We start from the raw sequence: 24,964 nt of genomic DNA on the forward strand, positions 1-24,964 counted from the left end.
GAAAAGAGGGCGCCCCCTCCCCGACCCGGAGGTCGGAAAGGGGGCGCCCTCGAAAGGCTCTGCTACAACCTCAGTTGTCGCCGTCCTCGTCGATCAGGAAGCCCCGCATCGGTGCCGGAGCCTGCTGCATCGGCTGCGGCGGCTGCGGACGGACCGCCGCCATCGGCTGGGTCATCCCGGCCGGCTGCATCTGCGGAGCCCCGCTGTTGCCGCCGGTCGACTGCCCGCCGAAGCTCGGCGCCGGGGAGTTGCTGCCGAAGGAGCTGTTCCCGCCGAAGGACGGCGAGTTGCCACCGAACGACGGCTGGTTGCCGCCGAAGCTCGGCGCGCTGCCCATCCCACCGGCACCGGCCGGCGTCATCGACGAGGCCGCCGGCGGCAGCGACGCCGTGGCGGGGATCCGCGGCGGGGCGAGCGAGTCGTCGGCCTGCGACTCCAGCTGACGCAGCTGGGTCTCCAGGTACGACTTCAGGCGCGTACGGTACTCGCGCTCGAACGCCCGCAGGTCCTCGACCTTGCGCTCCAGCGTGGCCCGCGCGGACTCCAGTGAGCCCATCGCGACGCGGTGCTTCTCCTGCGCGTCCCGCTCCAGGGCGTCGGCCTTGGCACGGGCGTCGCGCTCCAGACCCTCGGCCCGGCTGCGCGCCTCGCCGACGATCTTGTTGGCCTCGGAACGGGCCTCGGAGATCGCCTGGTCGGCGGTCTGCTGGGCGAGCGCGAGCACGCGGGCAGCGCTGTCGCCACCGGGGCCCTGCTGCTGCATCGGGGCGCCGAGCGGGCCACCCATCTGCTGCGGGCCACCCATCTGCTGCGGGCCGCCGGGGCCCATCTGCTGCGGGCCACCCATGGGGCCGCCCATCTGCTGCATCTGCTGCTGGCCCATGCCCTGGCCCATCGGGTTGCCCATCTGCTGCGGGCCACCGGGGCCGCCCATGGGCTGGAGCATCTGACCGCCCATCGGCTGCACCAGCTGCTGCTGGCCGCCCATGGTCTGGTTCATCTGCTGCTGCGGGCCGCCGGCCGGCGGGAGCTGCGGCGCGGACCCGGCGGGCAGGCCGAGCGGCTGGTTGCCCATCTGCTGCTGCGGGCCGCCGGGGCCCATCTGCTGCGGACCACCCGGACCCATCTGCTGCGGGCCGCCGGGGCCCATCTGCTGCGGGCCGCCCGGGCCCTGCTGGCCGGGGACCGGCGGGCCGGATATGGCGGCCGGCACCGGGGCGCCACCCTGGCGGGGGGCGTCCTGCGGCGGCTCCTTGCGCAGGTTGGCCTGGTTCTGCGCGGCGGCACGAGTCGCGGCGGCCAGCTTGGCGCGCAGGTCCTCGTTCTCCCGGAGGAGGCGGGTCAGCTCCGCCTCGACCTCGTCGAGGAAGGCATCGACCTCGTCCTCGTCATAGCCTTCACGCAGGCGGACGGTCGTGAACTGCTTGTTCCGAACGTCCTCGGGGGTCAATGGCATCTCTTCACCTCAACGTGATCGTCGGCACACCGGCATCCTGTCGCATCGCTCACCTACGACTAGGGGTGCACAAGCGAGATCAGGACATACACAATGATCATCAGTACGAAGAAGGACAGGTCGAGCGCCACGCCCCCGAAACGCAACGGCGGAATGAGCCGCCGAAGAAGCTTGAGCGGCGGATCCGTGACAGTGTACGTGGCCTCCAGGACCAGGACCATGGCCTTGCCGGGCCGCCACGAACGCGCGAACTGGAAGACCCAGTCCATGACCAGCCGTACGAGCAGGAACACCAGGAAGACGGTCAGGGCGTAGTAGAGCACCGCCCACACGATGTCCATCGCGTTTTCCCTCTCCCCGGTCCCGAGCCCTCGGGCCCGCCGCTCGTCACCTGTCGCTAACCCACTGTTGATCAGATCCACACGTAAAGTCGTGGCCGGGTCAGCTCTGGTTGAAGAACCCACCCTCGGCGATCCGAGCCTTGTCCTCCGCCGTGACATCGACGTTAGCAGGCGACAGCAGGAACACCTTCTGCGTCACGCGCTCGATACTGCCGTGCAGACCGAAGACGAGTCCAGCGGCGAAGTCTACGAGCCGCTTGGCGTCCGTGTCGTCCATCTCGGTCAGATTCATGATCACGGGGGTGCCGCCGCGGAACTGTTCCCCGATGGTACGGGCCTCGTTGTAGGTCCTCGGGTGCAGCGTGGTGATGCGGTAGGGCTCTCGTTCGTTCACTACCTTGGGCATGATCACCGGGGCGCTCTTCTCCAGGTTGTGGCGGCGTTCGGGTGTGATGGACGACACGGGGGCCATCCTCGGGGTCTCCTGTCGGATCGGCACCGCCGCCGGCACCGGCTGCGGGGTGATCGAGGAGACCGGGGCGGGCGTGGCGGCGGCCGCGGCGGCCGGCCGGGGGATGTCCTCGGTCCGCTGCCCCGTCCGGATCGGCTCGGGGTCCGCGTCGTAGTCGTCGTCGGGGTCGTACCCCTGGCCGTCGTACGTCTCGTCCTCCACGAGGCCGAGGTAGACCGCCATCTTGCGCATTGCGCCGGCCATGCTCCTGTCTCCTCCGCTCATGGCCACCTCGCTGGTGCTCGGTGGCTGCTTCGCGAAGCCGCGCCCCTTCCGATGGTCGCTCGCTTCGCTCACTCCGTGGGGCCGGCTCCGACTCCCGGCGGCCCGGGCCGTACGGCCCTGCCTGCGGATTCCGCGGTCCATCCACGACGGCGCGTCAGGCCGACGGCCTGTCAGGGTTCGTGGAGTGGGGGCCGCGGAGCTGCGATCCACGGTTGGCTAGCGCTCCGGGGAGGGAGCTGCTAGATTCTGTCCTATTTTGTCCTGCAGTCTGATCTACTACCCGGTGACGTTACCTGAGGGGTGACCTCACTCCGAGTACCGCCGTTCCGACGCGCACATGTGTCGCCCCGGCGGCAATCGCCTGCTCAAGGTCACCGCTCATCCCTGCGGAGACCATGGTGGCAGCCGGATGGGCCGTCCGTACGGCGGTTGCGATTTCCGCCAGCCGATCGAAGGCACGGGCCGGATCCGAGGCCAGCGGACCGGCCAGCGGAGCGACGGTCATCACACCGTCCAGCCGCAGTCCGGGCGTGTCGGCGATCGCGTCGGCCAGTTGCGCGACGTCCTCCGGCGCGACCCCGGCCCGGTGCGCACCCTCCCCGTGCTCCTTGTCGAGCGCCACCTGCACCAGGCAACCGAGGTCGGGGCGCTCCGACTTGAGGACCGCCGCGGAGAGCGACTCGACCAGCCGCAGCCGGTCCACCGAGTGCACGTGGTTCGCGTACCCGACGACCGAGCGGACCTTGTTGGTCTGGAGCTGTCCGACGAAGTGCCAGTCAAGAGGAAGGTTTCTGCACTGTTCCGCCTTGGGTGCGGCGTCCTGGTCACGGTTCTCCGCGACGTCCGTCACACCCAGCCCGGCCAGCAGCGCGGTGTCCTCGGCGGGGTAGGTCTTGGTGACGACGATCAGGGTGACCTCGTCCCGCGCCCGCCCGGCGGCCGCGCAGGCGGCCGCGATCCGGCGCTCCACCACCTCCAGGCTGGTCCCGAGCTCCTCGTACCGGCCCCGCTGCCCGTCGGTCAGCCCCGCCAGGAACTCGGGTCCGCCCGGGAACGGTCCGTAGATGTCGTTCGTCATCAGTGATCAGAGCCCAACCAGACGTAACTCGCGAGCCGGCCCGTGCGCTGCTCGCGACGATAGGAGTAGTGATCGGCGGATTCGAGGGTGCAGACCGGTGAGCGCACCGGTTCGCTGATCCCCATCGCGGCCAGCTGGGCCGCGACCCCCGTCGGCACGTCCAGGGCCGGGGTCCCCCAGGAGGTCTCGGCGAAGGCCTCCGGCACTGCGGCGGCGACCTCGGCACGCAGCCCCGCCGGCACCTCGTAGCAGCCGCCGCAGACCGCGGGGCCGATGGCGGCGGCGATCCGCGCCGGCTCGGCCCCCAGTTCGATCATCGCCCGGACCACCGCGGGGACCACTCCGGCCGCCAGCCCGGGCCGGCCCGCGTGGGCCGCGCCCACGACGCCCGCCACCGGATCGGCCAGCAGCACCGGCGTGCAGTCCGCGGTCAGCACCGCCAGGGCGAGCGGGCGGTCGGTGACCACCGCGTCCACGGCCGGGGCCTCCCCCGGCGGCTGGCGCTCCGTCACCACGGCGACCTCGGCGCCGTGCACCTGGTTCATCCACACCACGTCGGCCGGTTCGAGCCCCAGCTCCCGGGCGGCCCGCACCCGGTTCTCCCGGACGGCCTCCGGGTCGTCCCCCACGGCGCCGCCGAGGTTGAGCTCCCCGTACGGCGAAGTGCTCACCCCGCCCCACCGGTCGGTGAAGGCGAAGTGAGCACCCGCGTGTACGGCGTGATCGATCACTTAAGGAAATCCGGGACGTCGAGCTCCTCCGCCGGGCTCTCCACGTACGGCTGACGGGCCGGCTGCACCTGCGGCGGCACCGGGGCGGCGGTCGTGGTGGCGGGGGTCTCGGCCGACCGGGTCGACGCGGCCGGGGTCTCCTCCGAGCGGGACGTCACCGAGCCGATGCTCCCGTACGACGGCCGGCTCGCCGGGCGCTCCGGGGCGGCCGGCGGCGTGGCCGGGCGGTCCGGGGCGGTGGACTTGACCACCGGGTCGCGGACGATCGCCGGCGGCTGCCCGCCGTCGAAGCCGGCCGCGATGACGGTGACCCGGACCTCGTCGCCGAGCGCGTCGTCGATGACCGCACCGAAGATGATGTTGGCCTCGGGGTGCGCGGCCTCGCTGACCAGCTGGGCCGACTCGTTGATCTCGAACAGGCCGAGGTCGGAGCCGCCGGAGATGGACAGCAGCACGCCGCGGGCGCCGTCGATCGAGGCCTCCAGCAGCGGCGAGGAGATCGCCATCACCGCAGCGGCCTTGGCGCGGTCCTCGCCGCGGGCCGAGCCGATGCCCATGAGCGCCGAACCGGCCTCCGACATGACGGACTTGACGTCCGCGAAGTCGAGGTTGATCAGACCCGGGGTGGTGATCAGGTCGGTGATGCCCTGGACGCCGGAGAGCAGGACCTGGTCGGCCGAGCGGAACGCGTCGAGCACGCTGACCTGGCGGTCCGAGATGGACAGCAGCCGGTCGTTGGGGATCACGATGAGGGTGTCGACCTCTTCGCGCAGGCTCGCGATGCCGTCCTCGGCCTGGTTGGCCCGGCGCCGGCCCTCGAAGGTGAAGGGGCGGGTGACCACGCCGATGGTCAGGGCGCCCAGCGAGCGCGCGATGTTGGCGACGACGGGCGCGCCGCCCGTGCCCGTGCCACCGCCTTCGCCGGCGGTCACGAAGACCATGTCGGCCCCCTTGAGGACCTCCTCGATCTCCTCGCGGTGGTCCTCGGCCGCCTTGCGGCCGACCTCGGGGTTGGCGCCGGCGCCGAGGCCCCGGGTGAGTTCACGGCCCACATCGAGCTTGACGTCGGCGTCGCTCATGAGGAGGGCCTGCGCATCGGTGTTGATCGCGATGAACTCGACGCCCTTGAGACCGACCTCGATCATCCGGTTGATGGCGTTGACACCACCGCCGCCGATACCGACGACCTTGATGACTGCGAGGTAGTTCTGCGGTGCTGCCACGTCGAAGGCCTCTCGCCTCGAATTTCCGGGTCGGCCCGGCCCGGCGAGGGTCCGTTCCGACGGATGTCGATGGGTAGGGAGCCTGGTTTCTGACTGAATGTCCGAAATGCCGACCGCCGACCCCAACCCTAAACTTGACCTTTAGGGTTAGTCCTGTGTCTCCGTCACATCACCAACTGACACAGTCTGGTGACACAGGACACTAGGTCGCCCCGGGCACGTGTTTCAACGAACACGCCGAGCTTCCCTTTTTCTTTTGAGCCTATGTGATCATCAGCCGGCTTAGGAAACCGGGGTGACCACCAAGGGTCGGGCCGACACTTCGAGGCGTCAACCCCTCCCTCAGGCACAGAACCTACCGGATCATCCGGACACCGCCGGCGCCTCCGGCGCCGTCACGTCGAAGTTCGTGCCCTTCTGATTCATCAGTGCCACCAGCACCCGGGCTTTTCGGTCAATTTGCTCCGGACTCCCCCAGCGCACCGTCGCACCCCCGCTGAGCTGCAGCTCGATGTCGTCGTACGAGTGCACCAGCACCGCCCCGGCCCGCTTGGCGACCTCCGGCGGCAGCCCGGCGGCCACCGCCACCGCGCCCCGGACCAATTGCGGGCGGGAGATCACCCCGTCCACGTCATTCGCCTGCTGACTGAGCCGCAGCTCCACCACCGGCACGCCCTCCGGCGGGGCCGCCTCGGTGGCGAAGCTCACGCCGGCGGCATCCACCTGGGTGAACCGGCCGTCCTCCCCCTTGACGGCGGCCACCGCCGTGCGCTGCACGACCTTGACCTGCAGCGTGTGCGGCCAGCCCCGCCACACCTCGGCCCTGGCCACCCGGGGGATCGCCTCCACCCGGTGCCTGACGTCGTCCAGGTCCACCCGGGCCAGCGGGCCGTCACCGAGCCCGCCGATCGCGCCGCGGACCTGGACCGCCGTCAGTCTGTCGTCGGTCGTGCCCTGGACGGCGACGCTGCGCACGTCCAGCACCGACGAGTAGAACACCAGCCAGGCCAGCCCGCCCAGCACCGCGGCACCGAGCACGCTCAGCACCACGACGCCCCGCCGGGAGAGCCGGAGGCGAGGAGCTGACTCCTCGTCCTCCAGCTCCGCCTCGAGCGGGTCGGCGGGCCGGCCGTCAGCCACGGCGGCGACCGCCGCGGTGGGCCTGGATCGCCTCGTAGACCATGCCGACCAGCAGGTCGTCGGCGTCGCGGCGGCCGAACTCGGCCGCGGCCCGGCTCATGTCCCACAGTCGCTGCGGGTCGGTGAGCACCGGCAGCACGTTCTGCAGCACCCAGTCCGGGGTCAGCTCGGCGTCGTCCACCAGCACGCCGCCGCCGGCCTTGACCATCGGCTGGGCGTTCAGCCGCTGCTCGCCGTTGCCGATCGGCAGCGGGACGAAGGCGGCGGGCAGGCCGACGGCTGCCAGCTCGGCCACCGTCATGGCACCGGCCCGGCAGAGCATCATGTCGGCCGCCGCGTAGGCGAGGTCCATCCGGTCCAGGTACGGCACCGGGCGGTACGGCGGCATCCCGGGGACGTCCGCGACCTGCGGCAGCTCGTTCTTCGGGCCGACCGCGTGCAGGATCTGCACGCCGTACTGCTGCAGCCGCGGGGCGATCGCGGTGACCACCTCGTTGAGCCGGCGGGCACCCTGGGAGCCGCCGGAGACCAGCAGGGTGGGCAGCCGCTGGTCGAGGCCGAAGTAGTGCCGGGCCTCCGGGCGGGCCGCGTTGCGGTCCAGGGTGGCGATGGTCCGGCGCAGCGGGATGCCGATGTACCGGGAGTCGCGCAGCTTGCTGTCGGGCGTGGAGACCGCCACGAAGTCGCTGTAGCGGGCACCGATCTTGTTGGCCAGGCCCGGACGGGCGTTCGCCTCGTGCACCACGATCGGCACACCGGCCCGCTTGGCGGCCAGGTAGGCGGGCATCGCGACGTAGCCGCCGAAGCCGACCACGGCGTCCGCGTTGACCCGCTCGATGATCTCCTGGGCGGCCCTGACGGTCCCGCGCAGCCGGCCGGGGACGGTGATCAGCTCCGGGGTGGGCTTGCGGGGCAGCGGGACGGCCGGGATGAGCTCCAGCTGGTAGCCGCGCTCGGGTACCAGCCGGGTCTCCAGACCGCGCTCGGTGCCCAGGGCGGTGATCCCGATGGACGGGTCGTGCCTGCGGAGGGCGTCCGCGAGGGCCATGGCCGGCTCGATGTGACCGGCGGTCCCCCCGCCGGCGAGTACGACATGCACCGAAATTCACCGCTCCCTGCGTGCCGGCCCGGGGGCCGGGCGCGCTGTGGTTCGTCGTCGTGGCAGCACCCGGGCCAGTCGCTTCCTGATCCGGGAGTTCTTGTTCCGGGCGGCCAGGGCCGCCTTCGCGCCGGAGGTGCTCCGTGCCAGGCACAGCAGCACACCGATCGCGGACATGGCCGACAGCATGGCGGAACCGCCGTAGGAGAACAGCGGGAGCGGGACACCCGCAATGGGCAGCAGTCCCAGCGCCGACCCCAGGTTGATCATGGCCTGCGCCATGATCCAGGTGGTGGCGGCTCCCGCGGCGTACCTGACGAAGGGATCCTTCGTGCCGATGGCCACACGGATACCCGCGTAGCCTAGTGCCGCGAAGAGGCCGATCACCGACAGCGTCCCCACCAGCCCCAGTTCCTCACCGGTCGCGGCGAAGATGAAGTCGGTGTGCGCCTCGGGCAACTGGCCCCATTTCTCCACGCCGGCGCCGAGGCCGGTGCCGAAGCCGCCGCCGTTCGCGAACGCGAAGACGCCGTGCAGGGCCTGGAAGCAGGCGCCCTCGGGGTCGAGCTTGGTGACGCCGATGCAGCCCAGGCGCTCCGCCCGGTGCGGGACGGTGACGACCAGGGCGGTGCAGACGACCACGGCCACCCCGACGGTGGCCACGAACAGCCGCAGCGGCGCTCCGACCATCCACAGCAGGGCGAACACCATCGCCACCAGGATCATCGAGGTGCCCATGTCGCCGCCGAACATGATCAGCGCGAGCAGCAGCAGGGCCCCCGGCACCAGGGGCACCAGCAGGTGCTTCCACGAGTTCAGCGTGCCGGCCTTCTGCTTGCGGGCGAGCAGGTCGGCGCCCCAGAGCACCAGTGCGAGCTTGGCGAACTCGGACGGCTGGAACTGGAAGAAGCCGAAATCCAGCCAGTTCTGGTTGCCGTTGATCCGCACCCCGATGCCGGGCACGGCGACCAGCGTCAGCGCGCCGATCACCCCGAACATCACCGGGTAGACGATCACCCGCAGCACCGCCACCGGGACGGAGGCGAAGCCGATCAGCAGGACGAGGCCGAGGATGGCCGCGATCAACTGCTTGAGGAAGTAGTACTGGGCCGAGTGGTGCTGGTTCAGGGCGAGGATCTGCGAGGCCGAGAAGACCATCATCAGACCGAGCACGACCAGCAGCAGGGTGCTGCCGACCACCAGCAGGTACGGCGTGAGCGGCCGGTCCAGCCAGTACCGCACCCGGGCCCGGAGGGCCTGGACGCGGGCCAGCGGACCGGCCGACTTGTACTTGGTCGTGGTGGCGGAGATCACTCGCCACGGCTCGGCGGCGTCCTGCTTGCCAACGCCGGAATCCGCCCTGCCCTGCCCCGCCACCGCTCCCCGCTCACTCTCTCCGTACGACGCGCACGACGCGCGGCGCCGTCACGCCGCCCGCTACTCGTTCGCCAGCCCCCGGACGGCCGCCGCGAACATGTCGCCGCGCTCGCCGTAGTTGGTGAACATGTCCATCGAGGCGCAGGCCGGCGCCAGCAGCACCGTGTCACCCGATCGGGCGAGCGACGCGGCCGTGCGGACGACCTCGGCCATCGCCACCGCGCCAGTCTGGCCCTCGGCCGCCTCGATCACCGGCACATCCGGAGCGTGTCGCTCCAGCGCCTCCCGGATCAGCGCCCGGTCCTGGCCGATCAGCACCACGGCGCGCAGCCGCTCGGCCGCGCCCTGCACCAGGTCGTCGAAGGCCGCGCCCTTGGCGAGGCCCCCGGCGATCCAGACGATCGGGCGGTAGGCGGCCAGCGAGGCGGCCGCGGCGTGGGTGTTGGTGGCCTTGGAGTCGTCGATGTACGTGACCTCGCGGACCACGCCGACCTCGGCAATCCGGTGGGCGTCCGGGCGGAAGGCCCGCAGGCCCTCGCGGACGGCCTTCGGCTCGACGCCGTACGCCCGGGCCAGCGCCGCCGCGGCGAGCGCGTTGGCGATGTTGTGCGGGGCCGGCGGGTTGACGTCCTCGACGGAGCCCAGCTCCGCCGCGTTCTTGGTCCGGTCCTCGATGAAGGCCCGGTCCACCAGCAGCCCGTCCACCACGCCGAAGTTCGACGGGCTCGGCGCGCCGAGGCCGAAACCGATCGCCCGGCAGCCCTCCTCGACGTCGGCCTCGCGGACCAGCGCCTCGGTGGCCGGGTCGGCCAGGTTGTACACGCAGGCGACGACGTTGCCCTCGTAGATCCGGCCCTTGTCGGCGGCGTACGCCTCCATCGAGCCGTGCCAGTCGAGGTGGTCGGGCGCCAGGTTGAGCACGGCCGCCGAGTACGGGCGCAGCGAGGGCGCCCAGTGCAGCTGGTAGCTGGAGAGCTCGACGGCGAGCACGTCGTACGGCTCCTCGGCGAGCACCGCGTCCAGCACCGAGACCCCGACGTTGCCGACGGCGGCGGTGCGCTTGCCGGCGGCGGCGAGGATCGAGGCGAGCATCTGGACGGTGGTGGTCTTGCCGTTGGTGCCGGTGACGGCCAGCCAGGGGGCGGGCTCGCCGGTGCCCGGCAGCGGCTTGCGCAGCCGCCAGGCGAGTTCGACGTCGCCCCAGACCGGCACCCCGGCCGCCTCGGCGGCGGCGAACAGCGCGCTGTCCGGCGCCCAGCCGGGCGAGGTGACGATCAGCTCGGTGCCCTCGGGCAGGCTCGCGCCGTCGCCGAGGCGCACGGTGACGCCCTGTGCCTCCAGCTCGGCGGCCCGGGCGACCAGGCCGGGCCCGCTGCCGCCGTCCACGACGGTGACGCGGGCGCCGAGGCCGTGCAGGACGCGCGCGGCGCTGATGCCGGAGACGCCGAGTCCGGCGACGACGACGGGCAGGTCGGAGAACTGCGGATTGGTCAGCTGGGGGTTCGTCATCCGGTCCGGTATCCCGCGTAGAAGAGGCCGAGGCCGACGGCCACGCAGAGGCCCTGGATGATCCAGAAGCGGACCACGACCAGGACTTCGCTCCAGCCCTTGAGTTCGAAGTGGTGCTGCAGTGGTGCCATCTTGAAGACGCGCTTGCCGGTCATCCGGAAGGAGCCGACCTGGATGATCACCGACAGGGTGATGATCATGAACAGGCCGCCGAGCAGGATGAGCAGCAGCTCGGTGCGGGAGCAGATCGCCAGACCGGCCAGGGCGCCGCCGAGGGCGAGCGAGCCGGTGTCACCCATGAAGATCTTGGCGGGCGAGGTGTTCCACCACAGGAAGCCGAAGCAGGAGCCCATCAGGGCGGCCGCGACCACCGCGAGGTCCAGCGGATCGCGGACGTCGTAGCAGGCGTTGGTGGCGGACAGGAAGTAGGCGCAGCTCTGGCCGTACTCCCAGACGCCGATGAAGGTGTAGGCGCCGAAGGCCATCACCGAGGCACCGGTGGCGAGGCCGTCCAGACCGTCCGTCAGGTTCACGCCGTTGGAGGTCGCCGCGATCATGAAGTACGCGAAGATGACGAACAGCACCGGGCCGATCGACCACTTGAAGTCGCGCACGAAGGACAGCGACTGCGAGGCCGGGCTGAGCCCCCGGTCGTCGTGGAACTGCAGGGCCAGGACCGCGAAGACGAGTCCGACGATGGACTGACCGGCCAGCTTCGCCTTGGCCCGCAGGCCCAGCGAGCGGCGCTTGACGACCTTGATGTAGTCGTCCAGGAAGCCGACCAGGCCGAGGCCCGCGGTCAGGAAGAGCACCAGCAGCCCGGAGGCGGTCGGGGGCTCGCCCGTTATCGCCTTGGTGCCGAAGTACGCGATCAGGGTCGCCAGGATGAAGGCGATGCCGCCCATGGTGGGCGTGCCCTTCTTGCTGTGGTGCGCCTTGGGCCCGTCATCGCGGATGTACTGGCCGTAGCCCTGCCGGGCGAGCAGCTTGATCAGGGCGGGCGTGCCGAGCAGCGAGAGGATCAGGCCGATCATCCCGGAGATGAGGATCTGCTTCATCATCGGGCAGCACCGTCCGCAAGGAGGGCCTCGGCCACCTTCTCCAGCCCCACCGAACGGGACGCCTTCACCAGGACCACATCCCCCGGCCGCAGCTGACTGCGCAGCAGATCGACCGCCGCGTCCGCGTCGGACACCAGCACCGACTCCTCACCCCACGAACCTTCGTTCCTCGCGCCGAGTTCCATGCAGGCCGCCTCGCGTCCGCCGACCGCCACCAGCTTGGTGACGTCGAGCCGGACGGCGAGCCGCCCGATGGCGTCGTGCTCGGCCAGGCTCTCCTCGCCGAGCTCCCGCATCTCGCCGAGCACCGCCCAGGTACGGCGGCGCTCCGGGCCGCGCCCCCCCATCGAGACCAGCGCCCGCAGCGCGGCCCGCATCGAGTCGGGGTTCGCGTTGTAGGCGTCGTTGACGACGGTGACACCATCGGCCCGGTCGACGACCTCCATGCGCCAGCGGGACAGCGCACCCGCCTCGCCCAGGGCTGCGGCGGTGTCGTCGACGGACATCCCGAGCTCCACCGCCACCGCGGCGGCGGCGAGGGCGTTCGAGACGTGGTGCTCACCGTACAGGCGCAGCTGCACGGGCGCGGAACCGGCCGGGGTGGTGAGCGTGAAGGACGGCCGTCCGGTGGCGTCCAGGCGAACATCCGTCGCCCGGACGTGGGCGTCCGGGGACTCCCCGAACAGGACCACCTTCGCCTTGGTGCGGGAGGCCATGGCGCGCACCAGCCGGTCGTCCGCGTTGAGGATCGCGGCCCCGTCCGCGGGCAGCGCCTCGACCAGCTCGCCCTTGGCCTCGGCGATCGCCTCCTTGGAGCCGAACTCGCCGACGTGGGCGGTGCCCACGTTCAGCACCACGCCGACCCGGGGCGGGGTGATCGAGGTGAGGTACTCGATGTCGCCCTTGTGCCGGGCGCCCATCTCCATCACCAGGTGCCGGGTGCCGGCCTCGACCCGCAGCGCGGTCATCGGGTGGCCGATCTCGTTGTTGAGCGAGCCGGGCGGGTAGACGGTCTCGCCGTGGCGCTGGAGCAGCTGGGCGATCAGGTCCTTGGTGCTGGTCTTGCCGGCCGAGCCGGTCAGCGCGACCACGGCGGTGCCCTCGGCGCGGGCGACCACCGTGCGGGCCAGCCTGCCGAGCGCCTCCACCACACTGTCGACCAGGACGGCGGGCACGCCGACCGGGCGGGAGGCCAGCACCGCGACGGCGCCGGCCGCGACCGCCGTGGTCGCGTAGTCGTGGCCGTCCACGTGCTCACCGACGAAGGCAGCGAACAGGCCGCCGGGGCTCACCTTCCGCGAGTCGACCTCGACCGGGCCGGTGACCAGGACGTCCGGGTCCGCGCCGTCCAGGGTGCCTCCGACTGCGGCGGCCACCTCGGCGAGGGTCAGTGCGATCACTGCTGCTCTACTCCTCGGTCGCCCCGCACGGCCGTGGTCCGCGCGATGGACTCGCGCAGCACCTCCCGGTCGTCGAAGGGGCGGATCTCGTCTCGTACGTACTGGCCGAGCTCGTGGCCCTTGCCGGCCACCAGCACGGTGTCCCCCGCGCGGGCGCGGGCGACCGCGAGCTGGATCGCCTCGGCCCGGTCGGGAACGACCAGGACGGCCCCGCGTTCGGCCTCGGGCACCGCGGCGGCGCCGGTCAGCATAGTGGCGAGGATCGCCAGCGGGTCCTCGCTGCGCGGGTTGTCGCTGGTCAGCAGGGCGGTGTCGGCGAGGCGGGCGGCGATGTCACCCATCGGGCCGCGCTTGTGCGGGTCGCGGTCGCCACCGCAGCCGACGACGACGTGCAGCCGGCCCTTGGTGACCTCGCGCAGCGAAGCGAGGACGGCCCGCAGGGCGTCCGGCTTGTGCGCGTAGTCCACGACGGCCACGAAGGGCTGCCCGGCGTCCACCCGCTCCAGTCGGCCGGGCACGCCGGGGACGGCGGCGACGCCGGCCACGGCCTGCTCCAGCGGCAGTCCGGCGGCGACCAGCAGGGTGATCGCGGCGAGCGCGTTGGCGACGTTGAACGGGCCGGGCAGCGGCACCGCCGCGTCGGCCTCGGCGCCGTCCGGGCCGAGCACCCGGAAGGTCGATCCGACCGGGCCGAGCAGGACGTCCACGGCCCGCCAGTCGGCCTCCGGGGCTCCGGTGGCGGAGAAGGTCGTCACCGGGATCTCGGCCTCGCCGGCGAGCCGGCGGCCGTACTCGTCGTCCAGGTTGACCACGCCGTGGCGGGACTTGCCGGGCTGGAAGAGCCGGGCCTTCGCCTGGAAGTAGTCCTCCATGTCCGGGTGGAAGTCGAGGTGCTCGGGCGTGAGGTTGTTGAACAGCGCGACGTCGTACGCGACGCCGTCGGTGCGGCCGAAGACCAGGGCGTGGCTGGAGACCTCCATCGTCACCGCGTCGGCGCCGCGCTCGGCCATCACGCCGAGGATCGCGTGCAGGTCGGTGGCCTCGGGGGTGGTGCGCTCGCTCTTGATCCGCTCGTCGCCGACCCGCATCTCGACGGTGCCGATGACGCCGGGGGTCCGCCCCGCGCCGCGCAGGCCGCCCTCGACCAGGTACGAGGTGGTGGTCTTGCCGTTGGTACCGGTCAGCCCGATCATCAGCAGCCGCTCGGAGGGGCGGCCGTAGACGATCGCGGCGAGCTCGCCCATGACGGCCCGCGGCCGCTCCACGACGAGCAGCGGCAGGCCGGTGCCGGCCGCCAGCTCGGCGCCGGCCCGGTCGGTGAGCACGGCCACCGCGCCGGACTCGGCGGCCTTGGCCGTGAAGGCCGCGCCGTGGTGGTTGGCGCCCGGGAAGGCCACGTACACGTCGCCGGGGCGGACCGCGCGGGAGTCGTGGGTGACGCCGGTGACGGCACCTCCCTCGACGGGCGGGAGACCCAGGCGGGCGGCCAGCTCGGCGAGCGGCAGAGCGGCGGTCCCGGTCGGGCGGGGCGGACTCACGGTGGTTTGATCGGGTTTCGGCACGGCGGGAAGGCTATCCGTCGAAGGGTGTCCAGGGCCAAACCGGCCCCGCGCCGCGCCGTCGTCCAGCCCGGCCCGCTCGTCGTTCATCCTCGCTCACGGCTTCCACTCGACGGGCAGGTTGGGTGCCTGGCTGCCGCTCGGCGGGACCTGCAGGGTCTTCAGGGTGAACTCCATCACCTGCTTGAACACCGGTCCGCACAGCTGGCCGCCGAAGTGGCCGTTGACCGGGCCCTGGAGGGTACAGGAGACGGTGACCCGGGGGGCGTCGGCGGGGGCGAAGCCGATGAAGGAGGCGGTGTAGCCGTCGTAGCCGACGCCGTTGGCGGCCCCCCTGTCGGCGGTGCCGGTCTTGCCCGCGACCCGGTAGCCGGGGATGGCCGCCTTGCCGCCGGTGCCCTGCTCGTCGTCGACGACCGACTCCAGCATCGAGGTGAGGGTCTTGGCCGTCTCCGGGCCGACCACCCGGGTCTGCTCCCCCGGCGGCGTCGCGGTGTACTTGCCGTCCGGGCCGGTGACGCCCTGGACGATGCTGGGCGCGACCCGCACCCCGCCGTTGGCGATGGTCGAGTAGACCGAGGTGGCCTGCAGCGCGTTCATCTGCAGCGGTCCCTGGCCGAACGAGATGTTGTACTTCTCCGACGCGACCAGGTCCTCCGGCTTCTTGAGCATCCCGGGGGTCTCCCCGGGGAAGTTCAGGCCGGTCGGCTGGGCGACGCCGAACTTGCGCATGTAGCCGTCCAGCACCTTGTTGGCCTGGAGCTGGTCGCCGCCGCCGAGGGTCTCGATCGCCTCGATGGTGCCGATGTTGGAGGACTTGGCCAGCACCCCGGCCAGGGTCAGGTACCAGGGGTCGTGGTTGACGTCGTCCTTGAACTGCTGGCCGGCCCGGACCAGCCGGTTGGGCACGGTGACCTTGGTGTCCCAGGTGGCCTTGCCGGAGTCCAGGACGGCGGCCAGGCTCATCAGCTTGGCGGTGCTGCCCGGCTCGTACGCGTCGACCAGGGCGGGGTTGCCCAGCTGGGCCTGCTTGGACAGGCTCAGGTCGTTCGGGTTGAACCCGGGCGCGGTGGCCATCGCGAGGACCTGGCCGGTCTTCACGTCCTGGACCACCACGTAGCCCTTCTCCGCGCCCGAGTTGGCCACCTGGTCGGTGATCGCCCGCTGGGCGGCCCACTGGATGTCCCGGTTGATCGTCAGCTTCACGTCACTGCCCGGCACGGCCGGCTCCATCGAGCCGCCGGCGGTGGGCACCAGCCGCCCGCCCGCCTGGGCGTAGCTGCTGTGGCCGTCCTTGCCGGTCAGCTGCTGCTGGTACTGCAGCTCCAGGCCGCCGGCGCCCGCGCCCTCGCCGTTGACGAAGCCGACCAGGTTGGCGGCCAGTCCGTCGGCGGGGTACACGCGCTTCTGGGTCTCCCGGTTGAACACCCCGGCGAGCGGGTTGGCGCACTCGTTGTCCACCCGGGTGCGCCCGCCCTGGTCGGCGGGCTTGCCGAGCAGCTTCTTCTGGACCTGGCAGGCGCGCGAGCCGGCCTGCTTCTCCAGGCTCGACTTGAGGTCGCTGATCTGGTTCTTGGCGGCCGGGGTCTGCTGGGCGGCGAGGCGCTTGTAGCGGGTCTTGGGGGTGTGCAGGTCGGCGGCGATCCTCTCCTTGGGCACGCCGAGGATCGGCGACAGCAGCGCGGCCGCCTGCTCCGGCGCGTCCGGGATGCCGGTCGCCTCCGGGGTGAACATCGCCGGGTCGGCGGTGATGTCGTACGCGTCGACGGTGGCGGCCAGCGCCACCCCGTCGGCGGACGTTATCGAGCCGCGCTCGGCGGTGATCGGGATGTTCAGGTAGCGGTTGGTGTTGGCGTCGGCGGCCAGCGCGTCCGAGTCGACCAGCTGGAGCTGGATCAGGCGGCCCGCGAAGACCGAGAACACCAGCGACATCACGATGGTGATCACCCGCAGCCGGCGCTTCGGCTCGGCCAGCTTGAGCGCCTTGGGGCGCTGCGGCAGCCGGCTCTTCGGGCGCGGCCGCACCGCCGCCTGGCTGCGGGCCGGCGGACGGCTCTCGGGGCGGCGCTGCTGCGGGGTGCGCGGGGTCGTACGGGACGTGCCGGCCTTGCCGGGCTGTGCCTTCGCGGGCTGTACCTTCGCGGGCTGCGCCTTCGCGGACTGACCGCGGGCGGGCTGGCCCTTCGTCGGCTGCGCCTTCGCAGGCTGCCCGTTGGCCGACGGCGGACGGCCGGCGGCGGACTGCCCGCGGGGCGCGGCGCCCCTGGGTACCGGGCGGCGACCGTTGCCGGAGCCCGAGCCGGAGCCCCCGGTGGGCTGACGAGGCGTCGTCATCGAGCGGCACCCCCGCTCGGCCGCGCGGGCATGGCCGGGTTGAGCTGGATCACCGAGTCGCCGGCCGAGGCGGCCGTCGTCGGAGCGGCGGGCGTGGTCGGCGCGGCCGACGGAGCCGGTGGCTGGGCGGCCGGCGGCTGGGTGCCGTTCGGCTGGGGCTTCGTCGGCCACGGTTCGGCCGTCGAGTGCTTGACCGGCGGGCTGTCCTGCGCCGGGCCGGGCGTGCCGACCACCTTGCCTCCGTTCGGGACGTCCAGGAAGGCCATTCCGGCAGCCGGGACCATGCCCAGCTCGGCGGCCCGCCTGGCCAGTGCGTCCGGGGCCGAGCTCTGGTCGATCTGGTGCTGCAGGCTCTGCTGCTCGTCGGTCGCCACGGTGGTCTGCTTCTGCAGCCGGGACAGCTCGAAGGAGCCCTCGTTGAGCGCGGTGTTCAGGGCCAGCAGCCCCAGCAGGCCCGCCGCCAGCAACACCACGACGAGCACCGCGAACGGCGTGCGCCCCCGGACCGGGCGCTTCCCCGGCCGGACCGTGATGCGTGCCCTGCCCTGCCCGGGGATTCCTCCCCGCCCCGCCCGGACCTCACCGGCCACCGGCCCCACCGCTTTCCTCCGCCCTTCGGACCCCGCCGGACCGCTTCGTCAGCCCCGCTTGCTTCGGTCCCTGATCCTCTCCGCCACCCGCAGCCGCACGGGCGCGGCGCGCCGGTTCTCCTCGATCTCCTCCTCGGTGGCCAGCTCGGCACCGCGGGTGATCAGTTTGAGCCAGGGCTGGTGCTCCTCCGGGATGAACGGCAGCCCGGGCGGGGCGGTGTTGGTCGCCCCGGCGGCGAGGTACTGCTTCACCAGGCGGTCCTCCAGCGACTGGTAGGACATCACCACGATCCGGCCGCCGATCGTCAGGGCCTCCAGCGCCCCCGGGATCGCCCGGTCCAGGACCTCCAGCTCGCCGTTGACCTCGATCCGCAGCGCCTGGAACGTGCGCTTGGCCGGGTTCCCGCCGGTGCGGCGGGTCGCCGCCGGAATGGCGTTGCGCACCAGATCGACCAGACGCGCGCTGTTGCTGAACGGTTCCTTCGCCCGCTCCCGCACGATCACCGAGGCGATCTTCCCGGCGAACCGTTCCTCCCCGTAGAACTTCAGGATCCGGGCCAGCTCGCCGTGGCTGTAGGTGTTCAGCACCTCCGCCGCGCTGATCCCCCGGGTCTGGTCCATCCGCATGTCCAGCGGCGCGTCCTGCGCGTACGCGAAGCCGCGGTCCGCCTCGTCCAGCTGCATCGAGGAGACGCCGAGGTCGAACAGGACGCCGTCCACGCGGTCGATGCCCAGGCGCTCCAGCACCTCGGGGATCTCGTCGTACACGGCGTGCACCAGGGTCGCCCGGTCACCGAAGGGGGCCAGCCGCTCGCCGGACAGCTTCAGCGCCTGCGGGTCGCGGTCCACCGCGACGAGCCGGACCTCGGGGAACTGGGTGAGCAGCGCCTCGCTGTGCCCGCCGAGGCCGAGGGTGGCGTCCACCACCACGGCGCCGGGCCGCGAGATCGCCGGCGCCAGGGCGTCCATGCACCGCTGCAGCATCACCGGAACGTGCTTGGGGCCCGGTTCGTTGGTGGTCATGCGCGGTAGCGCCCTTCCTCGGTGCGGAGCAGCCCGACGTCCGGGAGCTGCGACCATTCTCGCCCACCGTCCCCCGGCACGACGAAGCGGCCCGTGGTCCCCGCCCGCTCAAGGGGAAGATCGTGACCGCCCGGCGCCGGGGAAGGTGCGCCAGGTGGGCACGGAGCGGGTGGAGGCCACGGGCCGCATCGACTGGCCGCACCGGCCGGGAAAGCCCGGTTGACGGGCTCCGACGGGTGTGCTCCACTGCGCCGCAAACTCTATCGCGCAGGCCCTTCCAGTCAATGGTCCGCTCCGGCGCACCACCCGGGCGGCCGTACGGATCACCGCAGGTCGCGGCCGTTGGGGTGGCCCTACGGCGTCCCGATCCGGGGGCCCTCGGAAGCCGTCGCGCGCCCCCGCCCCACGACCGCGTACGACCCATCCGGGACCGACCCGGACGGCCCCCTCCCGTTGTGGCGATGCGCTCGATCACGGCCGCCGGTTCTGTAGCTCTCCACCCCACCGCGGACACCGGATCGGCACTAACGTCGCCGGCATGACAGTGACTCCCGACCGGCCCACGCCGAACGCCGCTGCCGACCCTGCCCGACCCACCATCATCGACCGCTTCGTCTCGGCCAACCGCGAGTACGCGGTGACCTTCCGGGACGGCGGCATGGACGCCCGCCCGGTGCAGAAGATCGCCGTGGTGGCCTGCATGGACGCCCGCCTCGACCTGTTCGCGGCGCTCGGCCTCGAACTGGGCGACGCGCACGTCATCCGCAACGCCGGCGGCGTCGTCACCGACGACACCATCCGCTCCCTGACCATCAGCCAGCGCGCCCTCGGCACCCGTTCGATCGCGCTCATCCACCACACCGGCTGCGGTCTGCTCGGGCTCACCGAGGACTTCCGCCGCGAGCTGGAGCTGGAGGTCGGCCAGCGCCCGCAGTGGGCGGTGGAGTCCTTCGTCGACCTGGACGGCGACGTCCGCCAGTCCATGCAGCGCGTCCGCACCTCGCCCTTCCTCCTGCACACCGACGACGTCCGGGGCTTCGTCTTCGACGTCCACACCGGCCTGCTGCGCGAGATCGGCTAGGGCCGCCCCGTCCGGCCGGCACCCCGAACCGCCCGCGCCTCGTCCCGAGCGACGGCGTTCGGGCATTCGGGGTCGGCCGAATGGTGACTTCTGGCCACCGCGCGGGGGAGAATGCGCCTGCCGGTCGGACCCCGAACCACCTGGGGCGGCCGGGCCGCAGGCCGCCTCCCCGACGCCGGATCCGCCATCGGAACCGACCCCGGGACGGCCGCGTCAAGCATGGGGTGGGGTCCGGCCTCTGGACGGGGCGGGCACAGGGTGCCAGGGAGCGTAAACGGGTGACGAGCTACAACGATCAGGCCGGTCTCGGTGGTCCTGCGGGGGGCGAGCAGAGGGCGAACGGGTACCAGCAGGTCGGGCTCCCCGAGCTCGCCGCGGTCGTGGACCGGATCCGCGCCAACGTCGAGAGCGTGATCGAGGGCAAGCCGGAGGCCATCCGCATCGCCCTGACCGTCCTCCTCGCCGAGGGCCACCTGCTCCTGGAGGACGTGCCCGGCGTCGGCAAGACCATGCTGGCCAAGGCGCTCGCCCGCTCCGTCGACTGCACCGTGCGCCGCATCCAGTTCACGCCCGACCTGCTGCCCTCGGACGTCACCGGCACCAACATCTACGACCAGCAGCAGCACGACTTCGAGTTCCGCCCGGGCGCGATCTTCGCCCAGATCGTGGTCGGCGACGAGATCAACCGCGCCTCTCCCAAGACCCAGTCCGCGCTGCTGGAGTCCATGGAGGAGCGCCAGGTCACCATCGACGGCACCAGCTACGAGCTGCCCTCGCCGTTCATGGTCGTGGCCACCCAGAACCCGGTCGAGATGGAGGGCACCTACCCTCTCCCGGAGGCCCAGCGCGACCGCTTCATGGCCCGGATCTCGATCGGCTACCCCAGCCCCGAGGCCGAACTCGCGATGCTGGACGTGCACGCCGGCGCCAGCCCGCTGGAGGACCTCCAGCCCGTCGCGCACGCCGCCGACATCCTCAAGCTGATCGACCTGGTCCGCACCGTGCACATCGCCGACCCGGTCCGCCGCTACGCCGTCGACCTGGTCGGCGCCACCCGCACCAGCCACGAGCTGCGCCTGGGCGCCTCGCCGCGCGCCACCCTGCACCTGGTCCGGGCCGCCCGCGCCGCCGCCGCGCTGGACGGGCGCGACTACGTCACCCCGGACGACGTGCAGCGCCTCGCCGTGCCGGTCCTGGCGCACCGGCTGATGCCGACCGCCGAGACCCAGCTCAGCCGCCGCACCTCGGAGCAGATCGTGACCGACCTGGTCGCCCGGCTGCCGCTGCCGCGCCCGCAGGGCGGCCCGGCCGTCCGGAGGGGCTGAGGTGTCCCAGTCCGACTCGGCGTCGGGGCTGCGGGCCGGGTTCCGCGGCCTCACCACCCGGGGCCGGTCCTTCCTCGCGGCCGGGGTCACCGCGGTGGTCTGCGCCTACCTGCTCGACCAGGACGCCCTGCTGCGCGTCGGCGTGCTGCTCGCCGCGCTCCCGCTGGTCGCCGTGGTCGTGGTCGCCAACACCCGCTACCGGGTGGCCAGCGGCCGCCGGCTCAGCCCGAGCCGGGCGGTCGCCGGCCAGGAGGCGAGGGTCCACCTGCGGCTCGACAACGTCTCCCGGGTGCCCACCGGCCTGCTGCTCCTGGAGGACAAGGTCCCGTACGTGCTCGGGCCGCGCCCGCGCTTCGTGCTGGACCGGGTCGAGCCGCGCGGCCACCGCGAGGTGTCCTACCGGGTCCGTTCCGACCTGCGCGGCCGCTACCCGCTCGGGCCGCTGCAGCTGCGGCTGTCCGACCCGTTCGGGATGTGCGAGGTGACCCGCGCCTTCACCGCCTCCGACGTCCTCACCGTCGTCCCCCTGGTCCAGGCCCTGCCGGCGGTCCGCCTCAGCGGCGAGTGGCTCGGCCAGGGCGAGAGCCACAGCCGCACCCTCGCGCTGGCCGGCGACGACGACGTGATCCTGCGCGAGTACCGGCCCGGCGACGACCTGCGCCGGGTGCACTGGCGTTCCACCGCCAGGTACGGCGAACTGATGGTGCGCCGCGAGGAGCAGCCGCAGCGGGCCCGGGCCACCGTCCTGCTGGACACCCGGGAGATCGGTCACCGGGGCAGCGGCCCCGCCTCGTCCTTCGAATGGTCGGTCAGCTGCGCCGCCTCGGTCGCCGCGCACCTGCTGGAGCGCGGCTACCAGACCCGGCTGCTCACCGACACCGGTCTCGCGGTCCCCGGTCCCGGCGCGGGCGGCCACAACCACGCCGCCGACACCTCCGGGCTGATCCTGGACGCCCTCGCGATCGCCGACCTGTCCGACGGCGGCACGCTCTCCCGCGCCGAGGAGCCGCTGCGCACCGGTGGCGAGGGCCTGCTGGTCGCCGTCCTCGGCGAACTGGACGACACCCAGACCGCCCGGCTGGGCCGGCTGCGCAGCCGCACCGGCGGGGCGATCGCCTTCCTGCTGGACACCGGCACCTGGGCCGGCCTGCGGATGCTCGCCCCGGACACCGGCGGCGACGAGTTCCGGGCCCGGGTCCGGAAGCTGCGCGGAGCCGGCTGGACGGTCATCCCGGTGCGCGCCGGCGACTCCGTACCGGACCTGTGGCGGGCCGCCGAAGGCGCCAGGACGACCGCCCCCAACCGAGAAGAGGCCGGCGCGTGACCACCCGGGCCAAACTGACCGTCTACGCGGCGCTGGCCACCGCCCTCGCCTCGCTCTGCATGCTCCCGCTGCTCACCACGCGCAGCTGGCTGACCCACGCCGTCCTGGTGATCGCCGTCCTCGCCGCGGTCGGCGTCGGCCTGCGCCGCTCCCCGCTGTACCGCTGGACGGTGCCGGTCGCGCAGCTGCTGGTGCTGCTCCTGCTGATGCTGGTCGGCTTCGCCGGTGCCGGCGGGGTGCTCGGCGGCCTGGTGCCCGGGCCGTCCTCGATGCGGGTCCTGGACCAGGTCTTCTCCTCGGGCCTGGACGACATCCAGCAGTACGCGATCCCGGCGCCGCCCACCGCCGGCCTGCGGCTGATCCTGGTCTCCGCGGTCGGCCTGATCGCCGTCGCGGTGGACACCATCGCGGTGACCTACCGGCGCTCGGCCCTCGCCGGGCTGCCGCTGCTGGCGCTGTACTCGATCGGCAACGGCCTGGCCGGGGACCACGGCAGCTGGTTCTGGTTCGCGGTCGCCGCGGCCGGCTACCTGCTGCTGCTCTTCGCCGAGGGCCAGGACCGGGTCTCCCGCTGGGGCCGGGTCTTCCGTGGCAGCGCCCGCGGCACCGTGGGCTCCGGCACGGTCAGCCCGGGCGGCCGACAGGTCGGCGTCCTGGCGCTGGCCGTGGCGATACTGCTCCCCGTCGTCCTGCCGCACTGGAGCTCCGGGTTGCTGGACCCCGCCTCGGGCGGAACCGCCGGCAAGGGCGTCGGCGGGAGCGTGGCGACCAGCCTCGACCCGATGGTCAGCCTGGAGGCCGCGATCACCAGGCCCACCGACGCCGAGCTGCTCAGCTACACCCTGGACAGCGAGCAGGCCGACCAGATCTACCTGCGGACCGGCTCGCTGGACCAGTTCGACGGCACCAACTGGCGGCTCAGCAGCACCGCGGTCACCGACCTCCCGGAGTCGCTGCCCAACCCCGAAGGCCTGCGCAACGCCAACGTCCCCCGGATCGAGGGCGACTTCACGGTCAGCGACGGGCTGGCGAAGAGCTGGCTGCCGATGCCCTACCCGGCCGCCTCCGTCCAGGTCCCCAACCGCGGCGACTGGAAGCTCGACCCGCTGACCCGCACCGTCGTCCCGGCCAACGACAAGGCGATCCGCGGCCTGCGCTACCACGTCAGCGCGCTGGACCTGCGGCCCACCGCCACCGAGCTGCGCCTGGCGCCCCCCGGGCCGCAGGACATCCGGGACCGCTACACCGCCGTCCCGTCCGACCTGCCCGGCGTGGTCTCCGACCAGGCCCGGCAGATCACCAGCGGCGCGAAGAACGACTACGACCGGGCGATGGCCCTGGTGAGCTGGTTCACCGGGCCGGACTTCACGTACGACACCACGGTCGCCGCCGGCACCGGCAGCAACGCCATCGCGGTGTTCCTGCGCGACCGCCGGGGCTTCTGCGTGCACTTCGCCTCCACCATGGCGGCGATGGCCCGGTCGCTGAAGATCCCGGCCCGGGTCGCCGTCGGCTTCACCCCCGGCGACAACAAGGGCGGCAACGTCTACACGGTGAGCGGCCGGATGTACCACGCCTGGCCGGAGCTGTACTTCGCGGGCTACGGCTGGATGCGCTTCGAGCCGACCCCAAGCCGCGGCGTCCCGACCCGCTACAGCGAGGCGTCCAACGCCCCGACCACGGCGCCGACCCAGCACCCGACCGCCGCGCCGCAGAGCGCCTCGGCCGCCCCGGTGCCGTCCTCCGGCTCGGACTGCGACGCCAAGCAGCGCCAGCTGGGCGACTGCGGGCCCAAGAGCAAGGCCGCCGCGCACGCCGCCGAGGAGTCCTGGCTGCTGTCCGGTCAGGTGCTCGGCACCCTCGCCGCGGTGCTGGCACTTATCGCACTGCTGCTCGCCCCGATGCTCTGGCGCACGGCTCTGCGTCGTCGCAGGCTCGGCGGCGGCGGGCGCCGCCGGCCCGGCGGAACGGGGCCCGGGGAGCTGACCGACGCCCAGGTGCTGGCCGCCTGGGACGAGCTGGTCGACTCCGCCTGGGACCTCGGAATTCCCCCGGACGAGTCACGCACCCCGCGTGCGGCCGCGCGACGGATCACCGAGACGGCGGAGCTGGACGCGGACTCGGCGGCCGCCACCGGCCGACTGGCGCTGGCCACCGAGCGGGTGCTGTACGCCCCGCCCGGCCAGGGCACCGCGGCACCGCTGGCCGCCGACGTCCGCACCGCCCGGCGCGGCCTGCGGGCGAGCGCCGGCCGGGCCGAGCGGACCAGGGCGCTGCTGCTGCCGCCGTCCTCGGCGCAGCTGTGGTGGCGGATCTCCGACGCGGTGCGGGCGGCCCGGACGGCCGTCGGTACCCGGGCGGCCCGGGCGAACGAGGCGGCCTCCGGCCCGCTCCGGCGGGTCCTCACCCGGCGGCCGAAGCCGGACGCCCCCGAGTCGGACACCACGCAGTCGTGAGCTCCGGCCCCGGACACCGGTCCGGGGCCGGACACCGGTCCGGGGCCGGACACGGAAGAGGCCGGGGGGGGGGGGGTGGGTGGGGAGCGCGCCCCCGGGGGACCGGGGGGGGTTGTTGGCG

At 72.8% G+C, this 24,964-nt stretch carries 20 protein-coding genes; 4 read left to right on the forward strand and 16 right to left on the reverse strand.

Features of this window, described 5'->3' with window-relative positions:
- Positions 1-70: 70 nt before the first annotated feature.
- The 16 genes from ACFV04_RS35425 to rsmH form a co-directional block, all read right to left on the reverse strand.
- Entirely contained in the window at positions 71-1,456 is a 1,386-nt protein-coding gene (locus ACFV04_RS35425; protein ID WP_360256926.1) for a DivIVA domain-containing protein, read from the reverse strand.
- Between the two features lie 59 nt (positions 1,457-1,515).
- Positions 1,516-1,797 (reverse strand): YggT family protein, encoded by a 282-nt coding sequence (locus tag ACFV04_RS35430; RefSeq protein WP_030060143.1) that lies wholly within the window; start codon positions 1,795-1,797, stop codon positions 1,516-1,518.
- A 100-nt stretch (positions 1,798-1,897) separates the two neighbouring features.
- Positions 1,898-2,512 (reverse strand): cell division protein SepF, encoded by a 615-nt coding sequence (locus ACFV04_RS35435; RefSeq protein ID WP_030060144.1) that lies wholly within the window; start codon positions 2,510-2,512, stop codon positions 1,898-1,900.
- A 310-nt stretch (positions 2,513-2,822) separates the two neighbouring features.
- Positions 2,823-3,611 carry a YggS family pyridoxal phosphate-dependent enzyme gene (locus ACFV04_RS35440; RefSeq protein WP_380535019.1) on the reverse strand — a complete coding sequence of 263 codons (789 nt, stop codon included), beginning with the start codon at positions 3,609-3,611 and terminating at the stop codon, positions 2,823-2,825.
- Positions 3,611-4,342 carry a peptidoglycan editing factor PgeF gene (gene pgeF / locus ACFV04_RS35445; protein WP_380535021.1) on the reverse strand — a complete coding sequence of 244 codons (732 nt, stop codon included), beginning with the start codon at positions 4,340-4,342 and terminating at the stop codon, positions 3,611-3,613. Before pgeF ends, ACFV04_RS35440 begins: the two co-directional genes overlap by 1 nt.
- A complete protein-coding gene (gene ftsZ, locus ACFV04_RS35450; RefSeq protein ID WP_380337973.1) occupies positions 4,339-5,565 on the reverse strand; it encodes a cell division protein FtsZ in 1,227 nt (408 codons plus the stop codon). Before ftsZ ends, pgeF begins: the two co-directional genes overlap by 4 nt.
- 363 nt (positions 5,566-5,928) lie before the next feature.
- Positions 5,929-6,705, reverse strand: coding sequence for a cell division protein FtsQ/DivIB (locus tag ACFV04_RS35455; RefSeq protein ID WP_380337970.1), 777 nt, complete (start codon positions 6,703-6,705; stop codon positions 5,929-5,931).
- Positions 6,698-7,804 (reverse strand): undecaprenyldiphospho-muramoylpentapeptide beta-N-acetylglucosaminyltransferase, encoded by a 1,107-nt coding sequence (gene murG, locus ACFV04_RS35460; RefSeq protein ID WP_360256936.1) that lies wholly within the window; start codon positions 7,802-7,804, stop codon positions 6,698-6,700. Before murG ends, ACFV04_RS35455 begins: the two co-directional genes overlap by 8 nt.
- Before the next feature lie 6 nt (positions 7,805-7,810).
- Positions 7,811-9,118, reverse strand: a complete 1,308-nt coding sequence (gene ftsW / locus ACFV04_RS35465; RefSeq protein WP_360256939.1) for a putative lipid II flippase FtsW — start codon at positions 9,116-9,118, stop codon at positions 7,811-7,813.
- Positions 9,119-9,241: 123 nt separating this feature from the next.
- Positions 9,242-10,690, reverse strand: a complete 1,449-nt coding sequence (gene murD / locus ACFV04_RS35470; protein WP_380337965.1) for a UDP-N-acetylmuramoyl-L-alanine--D-glutamate ligase — start codon at positions 10,688-10,690, stop codon at positions 9,242-9,244.
- Entirely contained in the window at positions 10,687-11,748 is a 1,062-nt protein-coding gene (gene mraY, locus ACFV04_RS35475; RefSeq protein WP_380338288.1) for a phospho-N-acetylmuramoyl-pentapeptide-transferase, read from the reverse strand. Before mraY ends, murD begins: the two co-directional genes overlap by 4 nt.
- The gene (gene murF, locus ACFV04_RS35480; RefSeq protein WP_380337962.1) at positions 11,748-13,151 is read right to left on the reverse strand and encodes a UDP-N-acetylmuramoyl-tripeptide--D-alanyl-D-alanine ligase; all 1,404 of its coding nucleotides are present in this window, start codon (positions 13,149-13,151) and stop codon (positions 11,748-11,750) included. Before murF ends, mraY begins: the two co-directional genes overlap by 1 nt.
- Positions 13,148-14,800: a UDP-N-acetylmuramoyl-L-alanyl-D-glutamate--2,6-diaminopimelate ligase gene (locus ACFV04_RS35485; RefSeq protein ID WP_380535024.1), complete on the reverse strand. Its 1,653-nt coding sequence runs from the start codon at positions 14,798-14,800 to the stop codon at positions 13,148-13,150. Before ACFV04_RS35485 ends, murF begins: the two co-directional genes overlap by 4 nt.
- 6 nt (positions 14,801-14,806) lie before the next feature.
- Positions 14,807-17,044: a penicillin-binding transpeptidase domain-containing protein gene (locus ACFV04_RS35490; protein WP_380535026.1), complete on the reverse strand. Its 2,238-nt coding sequence runs from the start codon at positions 17,042-17,044 to the stop codon at positions 14,807-14,809.
- Positions 17,041-17,526, reverse strand: coding sequence for a hypothetical protein (locus tag ACFV04_RS35495; RefSeq protein ID WP_380535028.1), 486 nt, complete (start codon positions 17,524-17,526; stop codon positions 17,041-17,043). Before ACFV04_RS35495 ends, ACFV04_RS35490 begins: the two co-directional genes overlap by 4 nt.
- Positions 17,527-17,682: 156 nt before the next feature.
- Entirely contained in the window at positions 17,683-18,657 is a 975-nt protein-coding gene (gene rsmH, locus ACFV04_RS35500; RefSeq protein ID WP_360256955.1) for a 16S rRNA (cytosine(1402)-N(4))-methyltransferase RsmH, read from the reverse strand.
- Between the two features lie 538 nt (positions 18,658-19,195).
- Between rsmH and ACFV04_RS35505 the strand changes: the two genes are divergently transcribed.
- The 4 genes from ACFV04_RS35505 (at position 19,196) to ACFV04_RS35520 (ending at position 24,843) form a co-directional block, all read left to right on the forward strand.
- Positions 19,196-19,738, forward strand: coding sequence for a beta-class carbonic anhydrase (locus tag ACFV04_RS35505; RefSeq protein WP_380337949.1), 543 nt, complete (start codon positions 19,196-19,198; stop codon positions 19,736-19,738).
- 380 nt (positions 19,739-20,118) lie between these two features.
- On the forward strand, positions 20,119-21,063 hold the full coding sequence (locus ACFV04_RS35510; protein ID WP_380338286.1) for an AAA family ATPase: 945 nt from the start codon (positions 20,119-20,121) through the stop codon (positions 21,061-21,063).
- A gap of 1 nt (position 21,064) precedes the next feature.
- Positions 21,065-22,387 (forward strand): DUF58 domain-containing protein, encoded by a 1,323-nt coding sequence (locus ACFV04_RS35515; RefSeq protein ID WP_380535030.1) that lies wholly within the window; start codon positions 21,065-21,067, stop codon positions 22,385-22,387.
- A complete protein-coding gene (locus ACFV04_RS35520; RefSeq protein WP_380535032.1) occupies positions 22,384-24,843 on the forward strand; it encodes a DUF3488 and DUF4129 domain-containing transglutaminase family protein in 2,460 nt (819 codons plus the stop codon). Before ACFV04_RS35515 ends, ACFV04_RS35520 begins: the two co-directional genes overlap by 4 nt.
- The last annotated feature ends 121 nt before the right edge of the window (positions 24,844-24,964 follow it).

Source organism: Kitasatospora sp. NPDC059599, from assembly GCF_042735125.1.
In the GTDB taxonomy this organism is placed as follows: Bacteria; Actinomycetota; Actinomycetes; order Streptomycetales; family Streptomycetaceae; genus Kitasatospora.